General features: G+C 58.9%; 16 protein-coding genes and 4 pseudogenes. 13 read left to right on the top strand and 7 right to left on the bottom strand.

Annotated features, from left to right (window positions below; all coding sequences use genetic code 11):
* Positions 1-93 precede the first annotated feature (93 nt).
* The 5 genes from GWQ22_RS16155 (at position 94) to serA (ending at position 5,963) form a co-directional block, all read left to right on the top strand.
* Positions 94-1,062, top strand: coding sequence for an alpha/beta hydrolase (locus tag GWQ22_RS16155; protein ID WP_275930932.1), 969 nt, complete (start codon positions 94-96; stop codon positions 1,060-1,062).
* Between the two features lie 419 nt (positions 1,063-1,481).
* Positions 1,482-2,816, top strand: a complete 1,335-nt coding sequence (locus GWQ22_RS16150) for a Na+/H+ antiporter NhaC family protein (protein ID WP_275930931.1) — start codon at positions 1,482-1,484, stop codon at positions 2,814-2,816.
* 156 nt (positions 2,817-2,972) lie between these two features.
* Complete coding sequence (locus tag GWQ22_RS16145) at positions 2,973-3,572, top strand: 5-formyltetrahydrofolate cyclo-ligase (protein ID WP_108537064.1); 600 nt, start codon at positions 2,973-2,975, stop codon at positions 3,570-3,572.
* Between the two features lie 240 nt (positions 3,573-3,812).
* Complete coding sequence (gene rpiA, locus GWQ22_RS16140; protein WP_042035537.1) at positions 3,813-4,466, top strand: ribose-5-phosphate isomerase RpiA; 654 nt, start codon at positions 3,813-3,815, stop codon at positions 4,464-4,466.
* Positions 4,467-4,730: 264 nt separating this feature from the next.
* Complete coding sequence (gene serA / locus GWQ22_RS16135; protein ID WP_275930930.1) at positions 4,731-5,963, top strand: phosphoglycerate dehydrogenase; 1,233 nt, start codon at positions 4,731-4,733, stop codon at positions 5,961-5,963.
* Positions 5,964-6,057: 94 nt separating this feature from the next.
* Here the strand turns inward: serA and GWQ22_RS16130 are convergent, their stop codons facing one another.
* Complete coding sequence (locus GWQ22_RS16130; RefSeq protein WP_275930929.1) at positions 6,058-6,438, bottom strand: diacylglycerol kinase; 381 nt, start codon at positions 6,436-6,438, stop codon at positions 6,058-6,060.
* 153 nt (positions 6,439-6,591) lie between these two features.
* Between GWQ22_RS16130 and GWQ22_RS16125 the strand changes: the two genes are divergently transcribed.
* Complete coding sequence (locus tag GWQ22_RS16125; protein WP_275930928.1) at positions 6,592-7,659, top strand: 3-deoxy-7-phosphoheptulonate synthase; 1,068 nt, start codon at positions 6,592-6,594, stop codon at positions 7,657-7,659.
* A gap of 124 nt (positions 7,660-7,783) precedes the next feature.
* Here GWQ22_RS16125 and GWQ22_RS16120 read toward each other — a convergent pair whose 3' ends face one another.
* The 3 genes and pseudogenes from GWQ22_RS16120 to GWQ22_RS16110 form a co-directional block, all read right to left on the bottom strand.
* Positions 7,784-8,578, bottom strand: coding sequence for an ATP-binding cassette domain-containing protein (locus tag GWQ22_RS16120; protein WP_275930938.1), 795 nt, complete (start codon positions 8,576-8,578; stop codon positions 7,784-7,786).
* Positions 8,565-9,572, bottom strand: coding sequence for a vitamin B12 ABC transporter permease BtuC (gene btuC, locus GWQ22_RS16115; protein ID WP_275930927.1), 1,008 nt, complete (start codon positions 9,570-9,572; stop codon positions 8,565-8,567). The genes GWQ22_RS16120 and btuC overlap by 14 nt, the downstream gene beginning before the upstream one ends.
* Positions 9,573-9,675: 103 nt before the next feature.
* Positions 9,676-9,798, bottom strand: a pseudogene (locus tag GWQ22_RS16110) (ABC transporter substrate-binding protein); the annotation flags it as partial.
* Positions 9,799-9,951: 153 nt separating this feature from the next.
* On the opposite strand from GWQ22_RS16110, the gene GWQ22_RS16105 reads away from it, so the two are divergent.
* From GWQ22_RS16105 to GWQ22_RS21890, 4 genes and pseudogenes are all read left to right on the top strand, one after another.
* Positions 9,952-10,308: a DMT family protein gene (locus GWQ22_RS16105; protein ID WP_275930926.1), complete on the top strand. Its 357-nt coding sequence runs from the start codon at positions 9,952-9,954 to the stop codon at positions 10,306-10,308.
* Positions 10,309-10,366: 58 nt separating this feature from the next.
* Complete coding sequence (tapW, locus tag GWQ22_RS16100; protein ID WP_275930925.1) at positions 10,367-11,506, top strand: type IVa pilus ATPase TapW; 1,140 nt, start codon at positions 10,367-10,369, stop codon at positions 11,504-11,506.
* Between the two features lie 264 nt (positions 11,507-11,770).
* A complete protein-coding gene (glgC, locus tag GWQ22_RS16095; RefSeq protein WP_275930924.1) occupies positions 11,771-13,042 on the top strand; it encodes a glucose-1-phosphate adenylyltransferase in 1,272 nt (423 codons plus the stop codon).
* Positions 13,043-13,122: 80 nt separating this feature from the next.
* A pseudogene (locus GWQ22_RS21890) lies at positions 13,123-13,248 on the top strand (WbuC family cupin fold metalloprotein); the annotation flags it as partial.
* Positions 13,249-13,308: 60 nt separating this feature from the next.
* Here GWQ22_RS21890 and GWQ22_RS16085 read toward each other — a convergent pair.
* Positions 13,309-13,440, bottom strand: a pseudogene (locus tag GWQ22_RS16085) (IS5/IS1182 family transposase); the annotation flags it as partial.
* 270 nt (positions 13,441-13,710) lie between these two features.
* On the opposite strand from GWQ22_RS16085, the gene GWQ22_RS16080 reads away from it, so the two are divergent.
* Both GWQ22_RS16080 and GWQ22_RS16075 read left to right on the top strand, forming a co-directional pair.
* The gene (locus GWQ22_RS16080; RefSeq protein WP_042035529.1) at positions 13,711-15,687 is read left to right on the top strand and encodes a methyl-accepting chemotaxis protein; all 1,977 of its coding nucleotides are present in this window, start codon (positions 13,711-13,713) and stop codon (positions 15,685-15,687) included.
* Positions 15,688-15,875: 188 nt separating this feature from the next.
* On the top strand, positions 15,876-16,112 hold the full coding sequence (locus tag GWQ22_RS16075; RefSeq protein WP_275930923.1) for a hypothetical protein: 237 nt from the start codon (positions 15,876-15,878) through the stop codon (positions 16,110-16,112).
* Positions 16,113-16,199: 87 nt separating this feature from the next.
* Here the strand turns inward: GWQ22_RS16075 and GWQ22_RS16070 are convergent, their stop codons facing one another.
* Positions 16,200-17,102, bottom strand: coding sequence for a LysR substrate-binding domain-containing protein (locus GWQ22_RS16070; protein ID WP_275930922.1), 903 nt, complete (start codon positions 17,100-17,102; stop codon positions 16,200-16,202).
* A gap of 96 nt (positions 17,103-17,198) precedes the next feature.
* A pseudogene (locus GWQ22_RS16065) lies at positions 17,199-17,327 on the bottom strand (IS630 family transposase); the annotation flags it as partial.
* A gap of 357 nt (positions 17,328-17,684) precedes the next feature.
* On the opposite strand from GWQ22_RS16065, the gene GWQ22_RS16060 reads away from it, so the two are divergent.
* A partial coding sequence (locus tag GWQ22_RS16060) for a hemolysin N-terminal domain-containing protein (protein ID WP_275930921.1) occupies positions 17,685-18,357 on the top strand: 673 nt, incomplete at its 3' end.

Here is an 18,357-nt window from a genome sequence, read left to right as displayed (position 1 = left end):
CTGACGGTTTGAGGTTTGCTAGAGACGGCACCATATGATAGGTTTCCGCCGATAAAAAGCCGCAATTGACACCCATAGCTAGGAAGTAAACATATGAATACGAGATTGCTGTGCGTACTGGGCCTGCTGTCGCTCGGCCTTGTCACCCTTGTGGCGGCGCTGCTGTTTGGCGGGCCGAGCCCGGCGCCGGAGATGGCCAGTATCAACGATCCCTTCAAAACCCTTGACTGGAGCGGCATGCCCTCGCCCGCCAGATACAAGGCCCGTGACGGCGCGCAGTTGGCCTACCGACACTATGCCCCCGCAAGCAAGGATGTCAGGGGTAGCGTTGTGCTGGTTCACGGATCCTCGGCCAATGGCCAGAGCATGCACAAGATGGCAAGTGCCTTCGCGCAAGCGGGATACGACGCCTACGCCCTCGATATCCGCGGCCATGGCGAGTCGGGCCAGAGAGGCACGATAGCCTACATAGGCCAACTGGAAGACGATCTGGAAGATTTCGCCGCAGCAGTGGCCCCGAGCAAGCCCGCCACCCTCGCGGGCTTCTCGTCCGGCGGTGGCTTTGTGCTGCGCGTCGCCGGTGGCTCACGGCAACCCCTGTTCGACAACTATCTGCTCCTCTCCCCCTATCTCGGCCCCACGGCCGCCAACTACCGACCAAACAGCGGCGGCTGGGTGAGTGTCGGCATTCCTCGCCTCATTGCCCTGAGCATCCTCAACGGTTTCCATATTTCCGCACTCAACCATCTGACGGTGCTGAACTTTGCGCTCAATGACGAAGCGAAAGCTCTCCTGACCCCCTCCTACTCATTCAACCTCGCCGCGAACTTCCAGCCAGAGCGTGACTATCAGCAGAATTTGCGCAATGTACAGCGCCCCTGCGCCGTGATCGCGGGCACCGATGACGAAGCGTTTAAAACCGACCAACTGGAACCCGAGTTAAGAGCGCTCGGCATTCCATGGCCCGTCACCCTGGTGCCAGGTATCAGCCACATTCCTCTGACTCTCGATAGCCACGCCCTGGCTGCAGCCGTTCAAGCTGTGGGGGAAATGGCGCAGTAACAGCGCCACCCTGACCGAATATCAGCGCCGCCTTGTGGTCTGTAGATGCCAGTGCAACGCTCGCTATACTCTGCAGGCGGCGTTAAAGCCCAATCCCAAACGCACAGAGCATCCGGATATCCAGTACCCCCACATGCCCCGTCAGCCACATCCCATGTCAGTGAAAAATGCGCAGATAACCCGCCCCATGATGCCGAATAATTAACAAAATTAATTGATTTATCCGAACATACTTTTGATATTTTAATGAATGCAGAACTGATCAATAAAAACACCTATCCGTCTGGACGTCTATCTTGACCGGATGACCCCGACTCACTATTGTAAGCGCCCCATAGCGGCAGGATGCCCGCCAGGCTCACCCCCGTTCATCAGGGCTGGCTGCGACAGGGAGGTCATGTTCAACCACAGAGGAACACATGAACCAGACCCAACCCAGTGCCAGAGCCCTGCTGCCTCTTCTGGCCTTTCTCGCGCTCTTTATCGGTACCGGCACCTGGCTCACCCTGCAGGGGGTCGAGTTCGCCTTCTACCAGTTGCCCGCCCCCGTAGCTGCCCTGCCCGCCGTCATACTGGCGCTGATGCTGGGGAGAGAGGGGTTCAACAAGAATCTGGAGACCTTCTTCAAGGGGGTCGGTGACAGCAACATCATGGCGATGTGCCTCATCTATCTACTGGCGGGCGCCTTTGCCACTGTGGCCAAGGCCACCGGCGGGGTGGATGCCACTGTCGCGCTGGGCCTGTCGCTGATCCCGGGCTGGTTCCTGCTGCCGGGGCTGTTCCTCATCTCTGCCTTTATTGCCACCGCCATGGGCACCTCCATGGGCACGATCGGGGCCGTGGCGCCCGTGGCCCTTGGCGTTGCCCAAGCCGCCGGGATCGATCCCGTGCTGATGGCCGGCACCATTCTCTCCGGCGCCATGTTCGGCGATAACCTCTCCATCATCTCCGACACCACCATAGCGGCAACCCGCAGCCAAGGCTGCGAGATGAAGGACAAGTTTCGCGAGAATTTCAAGATTGCCGCCCCCGCCGCCATCGCAGTAATCCTGCTCTATCTGACCCTGGGATCCGTGGGAGATGCCCCCGCCACGACAGCCCATGCGGATCTGTTCAAGGTGATGCCTTATCTGCTGATCCTGGTGCTGGCCCTATCCGGCATGAACGTCTTCATGGTGCTGGGCATTGGCATACTGGCCGCTGGCGCTGTGGGCATGGTCAGCGGTTATCCGCTGGGCCAGTTCAGCAAGGACATCTATCAGGGCTTTACCAGCATGCAGGAGATCTTCCTGCTCTCCATGCTGCTCGGGGGTCTCGGCACCCTGATGGAACGCCAGGGCGGGCTGGCCTGGATCAGCGAGCGGATCAGTACCCTGATTGCCCGCTTCACCCGCCAGCACGATGGCGAGCAGAACGAGAGGGCGGCCGAGCTCGGCATCGCCGGCGTAGTGGGACTGACCAACCTCTGTATCGCCAACAATACAGTGGCCATTATCGTCGCCAGCAAGGTGGCACGGGAGCTGGCGGAGCATCACGGCGTCACCCCGCGCCGCGCCGCCTCCATGCTGGATATCTTCTCCTGCGTGGTACAAGGGTTGCTCCCCTGGGGCGCCCAGGCGCTGCTGCTGGGTTCCATCTTCGCCCTCTCTCCGCTCTCGGTGGTGAGCATGAGCTTCTATCCCATGGCCCTGGCGTTGGCGGCTATAGTGGCCGTGTTCGTCAAACATCAGATGGCCAAGGGCTCTGACAAGTAATTACATCCGCTGCCGGGCGGGGCATTGAATCCTGCCCGGCGGCCCATTTCAAGTAGGGCTGGTCGCACTGTTCATCCCCCGCCCGCCTTGTTAAGGTAGCCCAGCCCGTTGCGGCAACCCATCTGCACCACACAGGTGCACACAAGAGGAGCCCCCATGCCGGATGATACCCAGCCTGAAAGACAATCCCTGCGCCAGCTCATCCGCCAGCGCAGAAAGAGCCTGAGCCAGGCCGAGCAGCAGGCAGCCGCCCAGCAGCTGGTTGCCCAGTTCAAGCAACATCCGGAGATCCTGGCCGCCAAACGCATCGCCCTTTATCTGGCCAACGACGGTGAACTCAATCCCCTGCCCGCCATCCACTGGCTGTGGGCCCAGCAAAAGGAGGTCTACCTGCCGGTGCTGCACCCCTTCACCCCGGGTCACCTGCTCTTCTTGCGCTATACCGCCACCAGCCCCATGACCCGCAATCGTTACGGCATCGCCGAGCCTGAGCTGGACATGTCCCAAGTGGTGCCTCACAGCACGCTCGATCTTATCTGCACCCCGCTGGTGGCATTCGATGCTGGGGGCAACCGGCTCGGCATGGGCGGCGGCTATTACGATCGCACCCTCGCCTGCTGGCATGAACACAGGCTGGGCCCCAAGCCGCTGGGGATCGCCCACGACTGCCAGCAGGTGGAAACGGTACCGCAGGAGGAGTGGGACGTGCCGCTGCCGCAGATCATCACCCCCAGCCGCTGCTGGCAATTTCCATGACCACCGGGCAGTCGGCCCGCCCTGACTGCCAGCCCCTTTCTGTCTTGGCTTTGGCCTGCTCCCTGTTGCGCTCGATACCGTCACTTCCGCCCATCCCTCTGGCCCACCCGGGCGACAGGGCTCAATAAACAGGCAAACGATTTACATCTTGGGGATTTTTGGACCGGAACGTGAGCGCTGTGGTCGCTCTGAGGGGGATGCTTGGATATAATGCGCCCGCTTTTTCCCAAAGGATCCATCATGACTCAAGATGAAATGAAGAAGGCGGCCGGTTGGGCTGCGCTCAAGTACGTGGTTCCCGGCACCATAGTCGGGGTAGGCACAGGCTCTACCGTCAACCACTTCATCGACGCGCTGGCGACCATGAAGGGCCAGATCCAGGGGGCCGTATCCAGCTCGGTGGCCTCCACCGAGCGCCTCAAGGGCCTTGGCATCCAGGTGTTTGACCTCAACGACATCGATGCCCTCTCCGTCTATGTGGATGGTGCCGACGAGATCAACGCCACCCGCGACATGATCAAGGGCGGTGGCGCGGCCCTGACCCGCGAGAAGATTGTCGCCGCCGTGGCCGACAAGTTCATCTGCATCATAGATAACACCAAAACCGTGGACGTGATGGGCCAGTTCCCGCTGCCGGTGGAAGTGATCCCCATGGCCCGCGAATACGTGGCCCGCGAGATCCGCAAGCTTGGCGGCAATCCGGTGTGGCGTGAGGGGGTGGTGACCGACAACGGCAACATCATACTGGACGTCAAGGGAATGGCCATCAAGGATGCCAAGGGGCTGGAAGTGCAGCTTAACGCCATTGTCGGTGTGGTCACCAACGGCCTGTTCGCCCACCGCGGTGCCGATGTGGTGCTGATCGGTACACCGGACGGCGTGGTTACCCAGTAACGCCGACGGACGGGGGGACGCTGTTCGGCATGGCACCCAGGGTCATGCCCCAATATCGTCCCCTGAATGGATGACGGCGCCTGATGGCGCCGTTTTCATTTATCCCTCAATGAGTTGCAAACTGTGGTTTACAACTATCGTTGAAAACTTCAAAGAATTTGACTTTCGTCACAAATATTCCCTCTCCCAACCGTTTTTGTTACTTTACGGTTTTCTTCACACACCATATCTGCACTCATTCTTTGCATACATAAAGGGATCGTCATGACTGCCAAGTTTTCGCTGGACAAGGATAAGATCAAGGTACTGCTGCTGGAGGGAGTCCATCCCAACACGGTGGAAACCTTTCGTGCGGCCGGTTACACCAGCGTGGAGTACCTCAAGACCTCCCTGTCGGAAGAGGATCTGATCGAACGCATTCGTGACGTGCATTTCGTGGGCCTGCGTTCCCGTACCCAGCTCACCGATAAGGTGCTGGATGCCGCTGGCAAGCTGGTCGCCATCGGCTGCTTCTGCATCGGCACCAACCAGGTCGACCTCGATGCCGCCCACCTGCGTGGTATCCCCGTCTTCAACGCCCCCTTCTCCAACACCCGCTCGGTAGCCGAACTGGTGCTGGGGGAGATACTGCTGCTGCTGCGCGGCATCCCGGAGAAAAACGCCAAGTGCCATCGCGGCGTGTGGGAAAAGCTGGCCAACCGCTCGGTCGAAGCCCGTGGCAAGAAGCTTGGCATCATAGGCTACGGCCACATCGGCACCCAGCTCGGCATCATCGCCGAGAGCATAGGCCTGAAGGTCTACTACTACGACATCGAGAACAAGCTCTCCCTGGGCAACGCCATCCAGGTGCCGAGCATGGTCGAGCTGCTCAATATGTCGGATGTGATCAGCCTGCACGTACCCGAGACGGCCTCCACCAAGGATCTGATCGGTACCGAGCAGCTGCGCATGATGAAGCCGGGCGCCATCTTCATCAACGCCTCCCGCGGCACAGTGGTAGATATCAATGCGCTGGCTGACGTCATCAAAAGCGGCCACCTCGCGGGCGCGGCCATCGACGTCTTCCCGAGCGAGCCCACGTCCAACGACGAGGAGTTTCTGACGCCGCTGCGCGGCCTGGACAACGTGATCCTGACCCCGCACATCGGTGGTTCCACGCAAGAAGCCCAGGAGAACATAGGGTTGGAGGTAGCCAACAAGCTGGTGAAGTATTCCGACAACGGCTCCACCCTCTCCGCCGTCAACTTCCCGGAGGTCTCACTGCCGGGCCACAAGGGCTCCAGCCGCCTGCTGCACATTCACCGCAACCAGCCGGGCGTCATGAACCAGATCAACCAGATCTTCGCCGAAGAGGGGATCAACATCGCCGGTCAACACCTGCAGACCAGCAGCCATATCGGCTACGTGGTGATCGACGTGGAGACGGAGCACAGCGAGAGGGCGCTGGCCAAGCTCAAGGAGATCAATGGCACCATCCGCGCGCGGATCCTGCACTGATGCCCTGAGCCCCAACGCTCGGCCAACAAAAAGCCCGTCTCGATGACGGGCTTTTTTATGCTAGAAGTGCCAGGAGGAAGGTTGCTCTGGCAACCTACCACCACCCCAGCAGATTGCGGCCTACCAGGGCGCCCCACACCAGGGCGTTGAGGGCCAGGGCGATAAAGACGGCGGCAGAGCCGAGATCCTTGGCGCGGCCCGACAGCTCGTGATGCTCCGAGCCCACCCTGTCCACCACTGCCTTGATGGCGGAGTTGAGCACCTCGACAATCACCACCAGCCAGCTGATGACAATGAGCAGCAGGATCTGGTTGAGGGAATCCCCGAGCCAAAAGGCCAGTGGCATCAGCAGCAGGATCAGTATTAGCTCCTGCCGGAAGGCAGCCTCGTTGATCCAGGCTGACTTGAGCCCCTTCATGCTGTAACCGGTTGCATTGATGATGCGGGTGACCCCGCTTGCCCCTGGCTTTGCCACGCTATCTACCTTATTTGGAATCGTTTGGGGATTCACATCCTATCAGAGCCCCACAAGGTTTCAATCGGGGGGTTTTTGCTTTATTTTATCCCTTTGCATTTTCGGCACGCCGTCGAGCAACAGCCCACGCCACCCACTCGAGAATTGAGTCGTATGTCCATTCACACCGATGAATTGCGCACCCGTCGCCTGGAGTCACTGATCACTCCAAGCGAGCTCGCGCACGCCTTCCCTATCAACGACACCATTGCCCAGAATCTGCTGGATGCCCGCCGCGAAGTGGAAGCCATTCTGGCCGGTGAGGATCAGCGCCTGCTGGTCATCGTCGGCCCCTGCTCCATCCATGATCCGGCCGCCGCCCACACGTACGCCCGCCGCCTCAACATCCTGCGCGAAGAATATAAAACCAGCCTGTGCATAGTGATGCGCACCTACTTCGAGAAGCCGCGCACCATCGTCGGCTGGAAGGGGCTCATCAATGATCCGCGCCTCGATGGCAGCTTCGACGTCAATGAAGGGCTGAAACTGGCCCGCAAGCTGCTGGTCGACATCAACGAGATCGGCATGCCCACCGCCACCGAGTTCCTCGACATGGTGACCGGCCAGTACATCAGCGATCTCATCACCTGGGGCGCCATCGGCGCACGCACCACCGAATCCCAGGTGCACCGCGAGATGGCCTCCGCCCTCTCCTGCCCGGTCGGCTTCAAGAACGGCACAGATGGCAACACCCGGATCGCCATCGATGCGGTGCGTGCCGCCCGCCACAGCCACATCTTTTATTCCCCGGACAAGGACGGCAAGATGACCATCTACCGCACCGCCGGTAACCCCTTTGGCCATGTGATCTTGCGTGGCGGCCACAGGCCCAACTACGACACCGCCAGCGTCGACGAAGCGTGTGAAGCGCTGGCCGACGTGGGCATGCCCGAGCGTCTGGTGGTCGATTTCAGCCACGGCAACAGCATGAAGGATCACCGCCGTCAGCTATTAGTGGCCCAGGACATCTGCGATCAGCTGCGCCGTGGCCGCACCGGCATCGCCGGCATCATGGCAGAGAGCTTCCTGGTGGAAGGGCGTCAGGATGTGGAGAACGGCTGCGCCGCCACCTTTGGTCAGAGCATCACGGATGCCTGCCTGTCGTGGAGCGACACCGAAACCCTGCTGGCCATGCTGGCTGAAGCGGCGCAGGTGCGGTTGGATAAAACCAGACAGGGTTAAAGTAAGCTGCATCTTATCTGGATAAACAATGAGAGGGAGGGTGAGCCGCGCAAGCCGCGACCCACCTGCATCCGTTTTGCCTGACACGCATTGGGCTTCGCTTAGCCCCATGCCAACGCGCCTCTCACAAGCTGGGCATAAACCAGACCCGACCGGCCGCCTCGACGCGGTCTGTCTTTATCTGAAACACCCGCTCCAGTAACGCCTCGTCGATAAGCTCTGCCCCCCCCTCGCTCACCACTCGCCCCTGTTGCAGACAGAGGATCCGATCCGCCCAGTCGATGGCCAGGTTGATGTCGTGGATGGCGAGCACTACCAGCAAGCCCTGACGGGCCAGCGTCTTTAGCAGCCGCAATAGCGCCAGCTGATGGTGCAGATCGAGCCCCGCCAGCGGCTCGTCCAGCAGCAGCACCCTGCCTGCCGAATTGAGGCTCGGCCACAGCTGCAACAAGGTACGGGCAATCAGCACCCGCTGTTGCTCGCCCCCCGACAGTCGGCTGAAGTCCCGGGCCAGCAAGCTTTCAAGCTCCAGCACCTCGCACAACGCCTTGATCGCCTCGTTTTGTCTAGCAGGCGCAACCCCCTGATCGAGCCCCAAACTAAGCACCTGAAACACCGGTATATGAAACAACTGGGGCTGGCGCTGGGGCAACATGGCGCGCCGTTTGGCCAGCTCCGGCCAGCTCAGGTCAGTGAGCACGTCCCCTCCTAGCAGCACGTTGCCCTCGGCGGGCAAGATCCCCGCCAATGCGCCGAGCAAGGTCGATTTTCCGCTGCCATTGGGGCCGAGCAGCGCCACCAGCTGGCCGCCATGCCAACGCAGATCGAGGGGAGAGAGCCGCCCGGCAATGGCGAGCGCGCGCGCCTCCAGCAGCGGCGCAGCAGCACGATCAACAGAGATGAGATCAGCGGGCGACATCGGCATCTTGCCTCAATAGCAGGTAGATAAAGAGTGGCGCCCCCACCGAGGCAGTGATGACGCCGATGGGTAACTCACCTGCGCTCAAGGCCGAGCGCGCTACCAGATCGGCCCCCAGCAGCAGGGCTCCGCCCCCCAGCGCCGAGGCGGGCAACAGGAAGCGCTGGTCGCTACCGCCGCACAGGCGCAGCAGATGGGGCACCACCAGCCCGACGAAGCCGATGACACCGCACAGGGATACCGCAAGACCGGTGAGCAGACAGACCGCCAACACCAGCCGCACCCGCATCCTGTTCACGTCCAGTCCCATCAGACGGGCCTGGGTCTCCCCCAGCAGCAGTTGCTGCAAGGCCTTGCCCTGCCAGCAGATCCAACCCAGGGTGAGCGGCAGCACCAGCCACCACCAGGCGATCTGCTGGCTGCCGTAGGCGAGGCTGCCCATCATCCAGAACATGTACTCGCGCAGGGAGCCATCGTCGGCAAAGTACATCAGCCAGGTCATGGCCGCATTGGTGAGGATGCCGATGGCCACCCCAAACAGCAGCAGCCGAGCATGACCGAGCCGTGCCCGGCGCGCCAGCCGAATGAGCAACATGGTCACCAGCAGCGCGCCACCGAAGGCCGCCAGCGACAGCCCCCAGCCCGGCAGATAGACGCCGAGGGATTTGGCCACCGCCATCGCCACCATGGCAGCCAATCCCGCCCCGCTCGAGACACCGAGCAGACCGGGTTCTGCCACCGGGTTGTGCAGCATCACCTGCAGCACGGCGCCGCCACAGGCAAGCGCGGCACCCGCCAGCAGGGCCAGCAAGGCGCGTGGCAACCGCAGCTCCAGCAGGATGCGCTGTTCGAGCTCCCCCATGGGTTGCCAGGGCAGCAGCACGAACTCGCCCCAGGCGAGGGAGAAGAGAAACAGCGTGAGGGTCAACAGCACCAGGCCGAACAACCAGCCCCGCTGCCAGCGTCGCTGGCGGGCGAGCAGAGAGAGATACACAGAGGATCCCCGAACGTGAACAAGGCCCGGCGCCGATGCAGGATTGACCAGCCCGGCACACAAGGATGAAAAACGCATGATAACAGCGTGTTACCACCCGAGGTCAAGGCTGGTAAGCCTTGGCCAGGGCCTGGATTTCGCCGCTGGCCACCAGTGCCTGCAGCGCCAGCACCAACGGCTGTCTGCGCGCCTGATGGAGTGAGTGCTTGCTCATGCCCATGCACCAGGCAAACAGCAGACCAAGCACACCCCAGCTTGTCTTGCCAATCCTGTGAACCCTAGTGTTACCCCATCCTTGATGGATTAAAAAAACCTGCGGCCCCACTTATAGAAACCCGCGACTCAGAGATAAAATGCGATTGATTTTAAAGGAGATCCAATGAGCCCTATCATTACCAGTATCGGTCTGCTGCTATGCAGCAACGTCTTCATGACCTTCGCCTGGTACGCCCACCTCAAGAGCATGAACCACAAACCCTGGATCATCGCCGCCCTGGTGAGCTGGGGTATCGCCCTGTTCGAATACCTGTTGCAGGTGCCCGCCAACCGCATCGGCCATACGGTGATGAGCGTGGGCCAGCTCAAGATATTGCAGGAGGTGATCACCCTCACCGTGTTCGTCCCCTTCTCTATCTTCTATCTCAAGGAAGACCTGAAATGGGACTACCTCTGGGCAGGGCTCTGCATCATGGGCGCAGTGTTTTTTGTGTTTCGCGAGAAACTGACCGGCGCCTGAGGCTATACACTCAATCACATCCCCCATCACGACATCTCCTTGATAGACGAGGCAAAAAATGGAATTGCGAGACATGTTACAGATCCTGGCCCAACAGGACGGCTCCGACCTCTATCTGTCAACCGGCGCTCCCCCCTGCGCCAAGTTCAATGGCGGATTACGTCCCCTTCTGGAGACGCCACTCGAGCCGGGCGAGGTAGCAAACATTGCCGCCGCGATCATGGATGGCGAGCAGAAACTGCAATTCGAGAAGGAGCTGGAGATGAACCTCGCCATCTCCCTGCCCCAGATCGGCCGTTTCAGGATCAACATCTTCAAGCAGCGCAACGAAGTCTCCCTGGTGGCCCGCAACATCAAAACCGAGATCCCGCGCTTTGAAGATCTCAAACTCCCCCCGGTACTGCTCGACACCATCATGGAGAAACGCGGCCTGGTGCTGTTTGTGGGCGGTACCGGCTCAGGCAAGTCGACCTCACTTGCCGCGCTTATCGACCATCGCAACCGCAACAGCGGCGGTCACATCATCACCATCGAGGATCCGGTGGAGTTCGTTCACCGCCACAGCAAGAGCATCATCAACCAGCGGGAGGTGGGGGTAGATACCCGCAGCTTCCACGCCGCGCTCAAGAATACCCTGCGCCAGGCGCCTGACGTCATCCTCATCGGCGAAATTCGCGACCGCGAAACCATGGAGCATGCGCTGGCCTTCTCCGAAACCGGCCACCTTGCCATCTCCACCCTGCACGCCAACAACGCCAACCAGGCGCTGGACCGCATCATCAACTTCTTCCCGGAGGAGCGCCGCCCGCAGCTGCTCAACGATCTGGGCAACAACCTCAAGGCGTTTGTCTCCCAGCGGCTGGTCAAAACCACGGACGGCGGTCGCCGGGCGGCGGTGGAGATCATGCTCGGCACCCATACCATCCGCGACATGATCAAGCGCGGTGAATTTGGCGGTCTCAAGGAGGTGATGGAGAAATCCAAGGCCCTCGGCATGGTCACCTTCGACAGCACCCTGTTCGATCTGGTGGTCGAAGGGGTGATAGAAGAGGAAGAGGCGGTGAAAAACGCAGACTCGGCCAACAACCTGCGCCTCAAGATCAAGCTGTGGAAAGATAAGGGCCAGATAGCCAGCAGCAGCGATGCAACAGGTTGGAGTCTGGAACCCACCAAGGATGAAAAAGACGATCTCTTCTAGTGCAAGTCCCCCCCGTTAAACAGACACCCGCTTCGGCGGGTGTCTGTTTAAAAAACGCTGTTTATTCAAAATCATCCCCCCTTTCAGCCCGCTGACAACCTGACATCTGGTGAACTATCGCGCTGCCTGCGACAAATTCTGCCACCTAAAATGACAAAATCATCACTTGGTCGAAAAACCGTATGAGAAGTGTGAGTGAAAGCACTTTCAAACAAGCTCCAAAGGAGGCACTATCGAAGGGATGTATCAATAAAGGGGTATTCAATGTTGTTACAACCTGCCAATACAGCAAAATCCAGACAATTGCTGAACGAGACCATGGCTTTGGTTCTCGCAGGAGGGCGGGGCAGTCGCCTCAAGCAGTTAACGGACAACAGGGCGAAACCGGCAGTGCATTTCGGCGGCAAGTTCCGCATCATCGACTTCGTACTTTCCAATTGCATCAACTCGGGGATCCGCCGGGTCGGCGTAGTCACCCAGTACAAGTCTCACAGCCTGCTGCGCCACCTGCAATCGGGCTGGTCATTCCTGCGCTACCAGATGAACGAGTTCATCGACCTGCTACCAGCCCAGCAACGGGTGGACGAGGTCAACTGGTATCGCGGCACTGCCGATGCCGTCTATCAGAATCTGGATATCATTCGCGATCACGGCCCCAAATATGTGGTGGTGCTGGCGGGGGATCACATCTACAAGATGGATTACGCCGCCATGCTGCTCGACCATGTCAACATGGGTGCCAAGGTGACGGTGGCCTGCATCGAGGTACCGCGTACCGAGGCGAGCGCCTTTGGCGTGATGGCGGTGGATGAGGATCGCAAGATCAACGCCTTCGTCGAGAAACCGGCCAATCCGCCGGCCATGCCGGGCAAGGCCGATACGGCGCTGGCCTCCATGGGCGTCTACGTCTTCGATGCAGAGTATCTCTATCAGCTGCTGGAAGAGGATCTGGCCAACCAGGCCTCACACCACGATTTTGGCATGGACGTGATCCCGCGGGTGGTCAAGGAGGGCACTGCCTACGCCCATCCGTTCAGCATGTCCTGTGTCGGCTGCTGCCCGCAAAAGCGCCCCTACTGGCGCGATGTGGGGACGGTGGACTCCTTCTGGGAGGCCAACATGGATCTCGCCTCCGTGATGCCCGAACTCGACATCTATGATCAGGAGTGGCCCATCTGGACCAGCCAGAACATGACGCCCCCCGCCAAATTCGTGCAGGACAGAAATGGCCAGCATGGCATGACCATCAACTCCATGTTCTCCGGCGGCACCATCGTCAGCGGCTCCTTCATCGTGAGCTCTGTGCTGTTCAACCATGTGCGGGTCGACTCCTTCTGTACCCTGGATCAGGCAGTGATCTTCCCCGGTGTAGAGATAGGGCCCGGCTGCCGTTTGCGCCGGGTGGTCGTTGACAAAGGCTGCAAACTGCCTGAAGGCTTGGTGGTGGGGGAAAACGCCAGCGAAGATGCCCGTCGCTTCCACCGCTCCGAGCAGGGCATAGTGCTGGTCACCAAGGAGATGTTGGCCAAGCTGTGAGCCCCAGCACCTGACGCAAAAAAGGAGCCGCCGGCTCCTTTTTCCATTTACTTACCGCTAGCCCCGTACCTGGCAGGCACGCCGACGAGGCTGCCCACTCCCCGCGCCAGCGCATGAACCACAATCTGCACAATGAGCTTGCCGACCCCATCCAGCGGCTGGCCATCGCCATGGAACCAGCGACCTATATACGCCCCCTGCGCCACCAGGCAGCCTGGTTGCTCCAGCCATCAAGAAGACCTGCCACTGACCCAATGCTGTTCACTGAGTAGCCCCTGATCGGCTCGCAGAGTGAGGCTGAACATCCCCGTGAGCATCAGAAAGGTAAGAGAGCCACCGTGGACGAGAGACTTGTTGTGTTGAAACCAGCGAGTGATGGGCTGCAGCACCTTGCCCATGCATGCTGACTTGAAGGGGATGGGGGTGCCCAGCTCACCACCACCTCAGTGGGCTCCATTCAAGCCGCATCGATGTAGGTAACAATGCCCCTGAACAACCAAAGAGGCCGACAGCCATGTCGGCCTCTTTCTTGTCAGCACACCCCGCCTTTCATCGCATCCAAATATCGCCACGCGCTGCTGCCAGCATCCCTCACAACGCAATTGACTTATCTATCTATAATCATCATCTGGGTCGCATATGTGACCTTATTTATCAAGGAGAGAGATATGGAGAGGGCGATACACCGTTTTACACTGCACTCACTCTGGTCAGGGCTCGGGATCCGCACCCGGATCCTCTCCGGGGTTGCCATTCTGATGATCATCGCCATCAGTTGCATCACCCTGATCCTGGAGCAGATCTCCCACAATCAGGCACAGCAGCGGGTCGAACGCTACGAGCTGCCAAGCAGTGTGGACCGGATCGCCAACCAGCTGACCGCCCAGCTGATCCAGCATCTGACCGAAGCGCAGGCGCTGGCCAACAACCGCTTTGTTATCGACTGGCTGACCGCCGGTATGCCAGAGCAAGAGTGGCCCGCCATAGAGCGCTACTTTCAGGATCTTCAGCAGCGCATCGGTGGCAATGTCTTTATCGCGCCACGCCAGAGCAGTACCCTGATCAACTTCAGTGGCAGTACCACAGCCCAAAAACAGTTGAGCGAGTCAGACCCGAAAGATGAGTGGTTCTACGGTTTTCTCAAACGGGGCAAACCGTACGAGTTGAACCTCGATATCTCGGATTTCGACCAGAGCGCCTCCCTCTATATCAACACAGCCGTGACCGCAGCAGGCAAGACCCTGGCGGTGGCGGGCACCTCCATTGACATGAGCGCCCTGAGCAAGCTCATCAGCGGCTACCGGATTGGCAAGAGCGGTCAAGTCTATCTGGCCGATATGGAGGGCAATATCGAGATCCACCCCGAGCAGGAGCAACAAGGCTCCGCCCACCATCAGCAATCCTTCCTCGACACCGTCAAACGGCTCATCCCCAACGCCCGGGAGCAGGTGGCGGTGGAAGCGCTGACGCTGGAGGGGCAGACCTACCTCATTGCGGTACGTTACATCCCCACCCTCAACCGTCTACTGATTGGCGAGATCAACGGTGCCGAACTGGAAGAGGGGCTGCTCGCCTCCCGCAAACTGATCATCATGGTGTCACTGGCCATCGGCGGGCTGGCGATGCTGGCTTCGGCCTGGCTGGCTCACTCCATCAGCCGCCCCATTCGTCAGGCGGCCGATGGCATGCACCACATCACCGCCGATCGGGATCTGGTGACTCGCCTCGACTTCTCTGACAAATCCGAGCTGGGGATGATGGCCCAGAGCTTCAACCAGCTGATCCAGAGCCTGAACCAGAGCTTCTCCCGCTTCCAGCAGTCAGGCAGCGCCCTCTCGGCGCAGTCATCCCAATCCATGCAACAGGCCCAGGCGCTGGCGGGTGAAGCCTGCCAGCAGGCCCAGAGTATTCAGGAGCTGACCAATGTGGTCTCCATCATCGGCAACAACGCCGAGCAGATCGCCACCCGCTCGGAGGGAGTCAACGAGGTGACCCGGCGCATCGCCAGCCACATGATCGCCATCGAGCAGGATGTGACCCAAAGTGCCGAGCAACTCGATACCTTGCGCAATAGCATCGGCAGCTCCTCCGCCCTGCTGGAGGAGGTGGTCAAAGACAGCAACAACATCACCCAAATCATGAATCTGATCCGCGATGTGTCGAACCAGACCAACCTGCTGGCCCTCAACGCCGCCATCGAAGCGGCCCGCGCGGGGGAGATGGGCCGCGGCTTTGCCGTAGTTGCCGACGAAGTACGTCAACTGGCCGTGCGCACCCAAACTGCAACCAAGGATGTGCAGGATCTCATCTTGCGCCTGCAAGAGGGTACCCGTCAGGCCAGCAGCTCGATGGCGGACTCCCGCACCCTGAGCGAAGAGGGTTATAGCAGGATGCATCAGACCAGAGAGGTGCTGATCGATGCCACCAGCCAAATCAACCAGACCGCCCTCGAGATCAACGAGATCAGCGCGCTGGCACAGGCCCAGAATCAACAGATGGGGCAGGCCAGAACGGCGCTGGATGAGCTCGCCATGGTGGCCGAACTCCAGCGGGAACACGCGCAGGAGAGCAATATAGCCAGTAGTGAGCTGTTTGAGCTGGCCAAGGCCATCGACGAGCAGATCCGCCAATACCGGATTGGCTAGGTCCAGTCCCTCCCCCCTCTCAGTAACCAGCACGCCACCACAAGGTGGCGTTTTCATTTTGCGAATCATTTTGCGCGCGATCCCGAAACGGGAATGCGGCGATAACCCACAACTCATTGATAGTTAACGGGAAAAAAGATGGAACGGCCATTGCTTAGTGATATCAGACCCAACTGAGGGATATCGCCATGAAATCGACCACCACTCAAGCACCCGTAGCCCAGGCATCCGTCGCTCAAAAAGAGGCCCTGACCACCCGAGAAGGAACCTTCCTGATGATGGTGGCCCAACCGGTGGTGCTCACCAGCATCGTACTGGCGACCACCGCGGGTGGACTCTCCTGGCAGTGGACCCTGCTGCTGGCCATTGCGCCCGTGATCGGCGGCGCCCTGCTCAGCCGGGTATGGGGCAAATTGCCTCGTTAAAACCGTCTCGCCGCACACACCTTCCCGAACTCGCGGCCGACCCTCAACTCGGCCGTCTGTTTATCTGCTTGGCCGTACGACGTGGCGTTACAGGGTATGGCTTCTCAGCTGCTCTTTGAGAAAATCGAGCCAGACCCGCAGCCGGATGTCGCGCTGGGCATCGGAGTAAAACACCGCATTGATGGGGCGCGAGGCGCCGCTGTTGCTGCGCGCCAGCACCTCCACCAGAGCGCCGCTGGCCCGATCCGGCCCTGTCATAAAGTCCGACAGGCAGACGATCCCCTGCCCTGCCAGCGCCAGCTGACGCAAGGTTTCGCCGCTGCTGGCCCGCAGACTGGGGGTGATGGCAAAGCGATCCCCCTGCTCGGCACTGAGCAGCGGCCAGTGGTTGAGGTGATCGGGATGCAAAAAGCCCAGCAGCTCGTGGCCAGCCAGCAGATCCGCCGGCTGGCGCGGGGTACCGCGCTCGCTCAGGTAAGCGGGCGATGCCAGCAACCTTAGCCGCGAGTGGCCAAGCGGCAGGGCGCGCAGGGAAGAGTCGGCCAGCTCGCCGATACGGATGGCCATGTCCACCCGCCGCTCCATCAGATTGATAAAGCCCTCCGAGCTGTGCAATTGCAGCTCGATGGCGGGGTAGCGGCGGCGAAACTCACCGATGATGGGCACCAACCGGTGCAGGATAAAGGGGGTGGCCGCATCGACCCGTAATATCCCCTCCGGCTGCGCCTTGCGCATCAGCAGGTGACCCTCCGCCTCGCTCATCTCGGTCAGGATCTTCACCGCACGCTGATAGAACCAGCTCCCCTCTTCGGTCAGGCTGACCCGGCGGGTGGTGCGGTTGAGCAGCACGGTCGAGAGCTTCGCCTCCAGCCGCTTGATGCCACGGCTCACCACAGAATTGTCCATCCCCAGGTTCTCCGCCGCCTGGCGAAAACTGCCCGCCTCCACCACCGCCACAAACAGGGTCAGTTCATCAGAATGGGTCTTCATTGCTGTTATCCAGACAAGAGTGATGGACCTTTATAGGTGCAGCCGCGCTGGATTAGCAAGTGAGCTCTGGTGCACATCTTCGTTTGCATAGATAAATAACGAGCGGCCTTCATGTAGCAACAGGGCGGCTATCAAACGGCGTTTATGACAGTTATCACGGGTGGAGTGGATAATTTTGTGAATACGGCGCCGTTGTGGTCGCGGCAAGGGTGAAAGTACGGGCATCAATTAAGTCCTTTTCGTGTATTTTGTTTGGCGACTAATCAGATCGCACAAACGGGACTGAGCTCCCTTCTTCCAGTGGTCTGCTATTCGGAACGACTATTTAACTACGGTCATTGAACCTATGTACAGATACATCCAGTTACAAAAAAACCACTTTTATATACGCTATATGCGCGGTGAATCACATTTCCTCCCTACCTAATAAATGTTTGATTGACACAATTTTTTGTTTACATTTAATAGCTGCGAACGAGCCCACACAGGATGGAACTATTAATATTGAATTTAATAGTTCCATGAGATTTTCGACATGATACAGGCTCAGTAGATACAACCAATAACAATAGGTGTTTAAAAGTGAAGAAAACAAAAATAGCAATTTTATTGATTACCTTGACATCATTGTCAACCCCCACGCTAGCTTTAGAAACAATGAGCTCTTTTGCTACAAGAGCAAACATTGACACAGATAATGTAAATTACATAAATTTTAACAAAAAGTTAATTGAGTCACGTAAAAACAATGATCGTCACACACCTAGCTACAACGACATAATACAGAAGACTTTAGAAGGAGGGGAAGTATTTCTATTTGATTTTAGTGACATTAAAAAGAAAAAAGATATTGAAGTCGCGAAAGAAAAATTCAGAAAAACAATTCCAATTTCTTTTGATGAAAATGCCATCGTGGTCAGTCGACATAATGGCAAAGTCATGCTAACTCCCATAGATACAGACAAGGCCGAGCAGATTCACGATACCTTATATCAAATAGAACAATTAAGTGATTTGAGTGACATCTCTCCAGCAACTAATTTTAGCTATCAAGGTGAATTCAACCAACAAATCCCTATGATTGAGTATTACCTCAATCTAAATAACTCAAGTGTTAGACAGAACTCAACCCTGACTCTTATACACAAATATTGTGAACTGATTGGCACTTTTCCCGATTTCCAGGATCTGATCTCCTATGTGACTCCCGAACATGGTAACGATCATGCTAACTTTTGCTCTTCATCGTGCGGCC

The organism is Aeromonas sp. 1HA1 (genome assembly GCF_029237385.1).
GTDB lineage: Bacteria > Pseudomonadota > Gammaproteobacteria > Enterobacterales > Aeromonadaceae > Aeromonas > Aeromonas popoffii.
The sequence above is the reverse complement of the archived record's forward strand: the minus strand, read 5'-3'. Positions and strand labels throughout refer to the sequence as shown.

What these genes read in the sequence shown, in the direction of transcription:
- GWQ22_RS16145 (WP_108537064.1), top strand. Translation starts at nt 2,973, where the DNA reads ATGCCGGATGATACCCAGCCTGAAAGACAATCCCTGCGCCAGCTCATC.
- serA (WP_275930930.1), top strand. Translation starts at nt 4,731, where the DNA reads ATGACTGCCAAGTTTTCGCTGGACAAGGATAAGATCAAGGTACTGCTG.
- GWQ22_RS16125 (WP_275930928.1), top strand. Translation starts at nt 6,592, where the DNA reads ATGTCCATTCACACCGATGAATTGCGCACCCGTCGCCTGGAGTCACTG.
- GWQ22_RS16105 (WP_275930926.1), top strand. Translation starts at nt 9,952, where the DNA reads ATGAGCCCTATCATTACCAGTATCGGTCTGCTGCTATGCAGCAACGTC.
- glgC (WP_275930924.1), top strand. Translation starts at nt 11,771, where the DNA reads ATGTTGTTACAACCTGCCAATACAGCAAAATCCAGACAATTGCTGAAC.
- rpiA (WP_042035537.1), top strand. Translation starts at nt 3,813, where the DNA reads ATGACTCAAGATGAAATGAAGAAGGCGGCCGGTTGGGCTGCGCTCAAG.
- GWQ22_RS16080 (WP_042035529.1), top strand. Translation starts at nt 13,711, where the DNA reads ATGGAGAGGGCGATACACCGTTTTACACTGCACTCACTCTGGTCAGGG.
- GWQ22_RS16120 (WP_275930938.1), bottom strand. Translation starts at nt 8,578, where the DNA reads ATGTCGCCCGCTGATCTCATCTCTGTTGATCGTGCTGCTGCGCCGCTG.
- tapW (WP_275930925.1), top strand. Translation starts at nt 10,367, where the DNA reads ATGGAATTGCGAGACATGTTACAGATCCTGGCCCAACAGGACGGCTCC.
- GWQ22_RS16075 (WP_275930923.1), top strand. Translation starts at nt 15,876, where the DNA reads ATGAAATCGACCACCACTCAAGCACCCGTAGCCCAGGCATCCGTCGCT.
- GWQ22_RS16150 (WP_275930931.1), top strand. Translation starts at nt 1,482, where the DNA reads ATGAACCAGACCCAACCCAGTGCCAGAGCCCTGCTGCCTCTTCTGGCC.
- GWQ22_RS16155 (WP_275930932.1), top strand. Translation starts at nt 94, where the DNA reads ATGAATACGAGATTGCTGTGCGTACTGGGCCTGCTGTCGCTCGGCCTT.
- GWQ22_RS16070 (WP_275930922.1), bottom strand. Translation starts at nt 17,102, where the DNA reads ATGAAGACCCATTCTGATGAACTGACCCTGTTTGTGGCGGTGGTGGAG.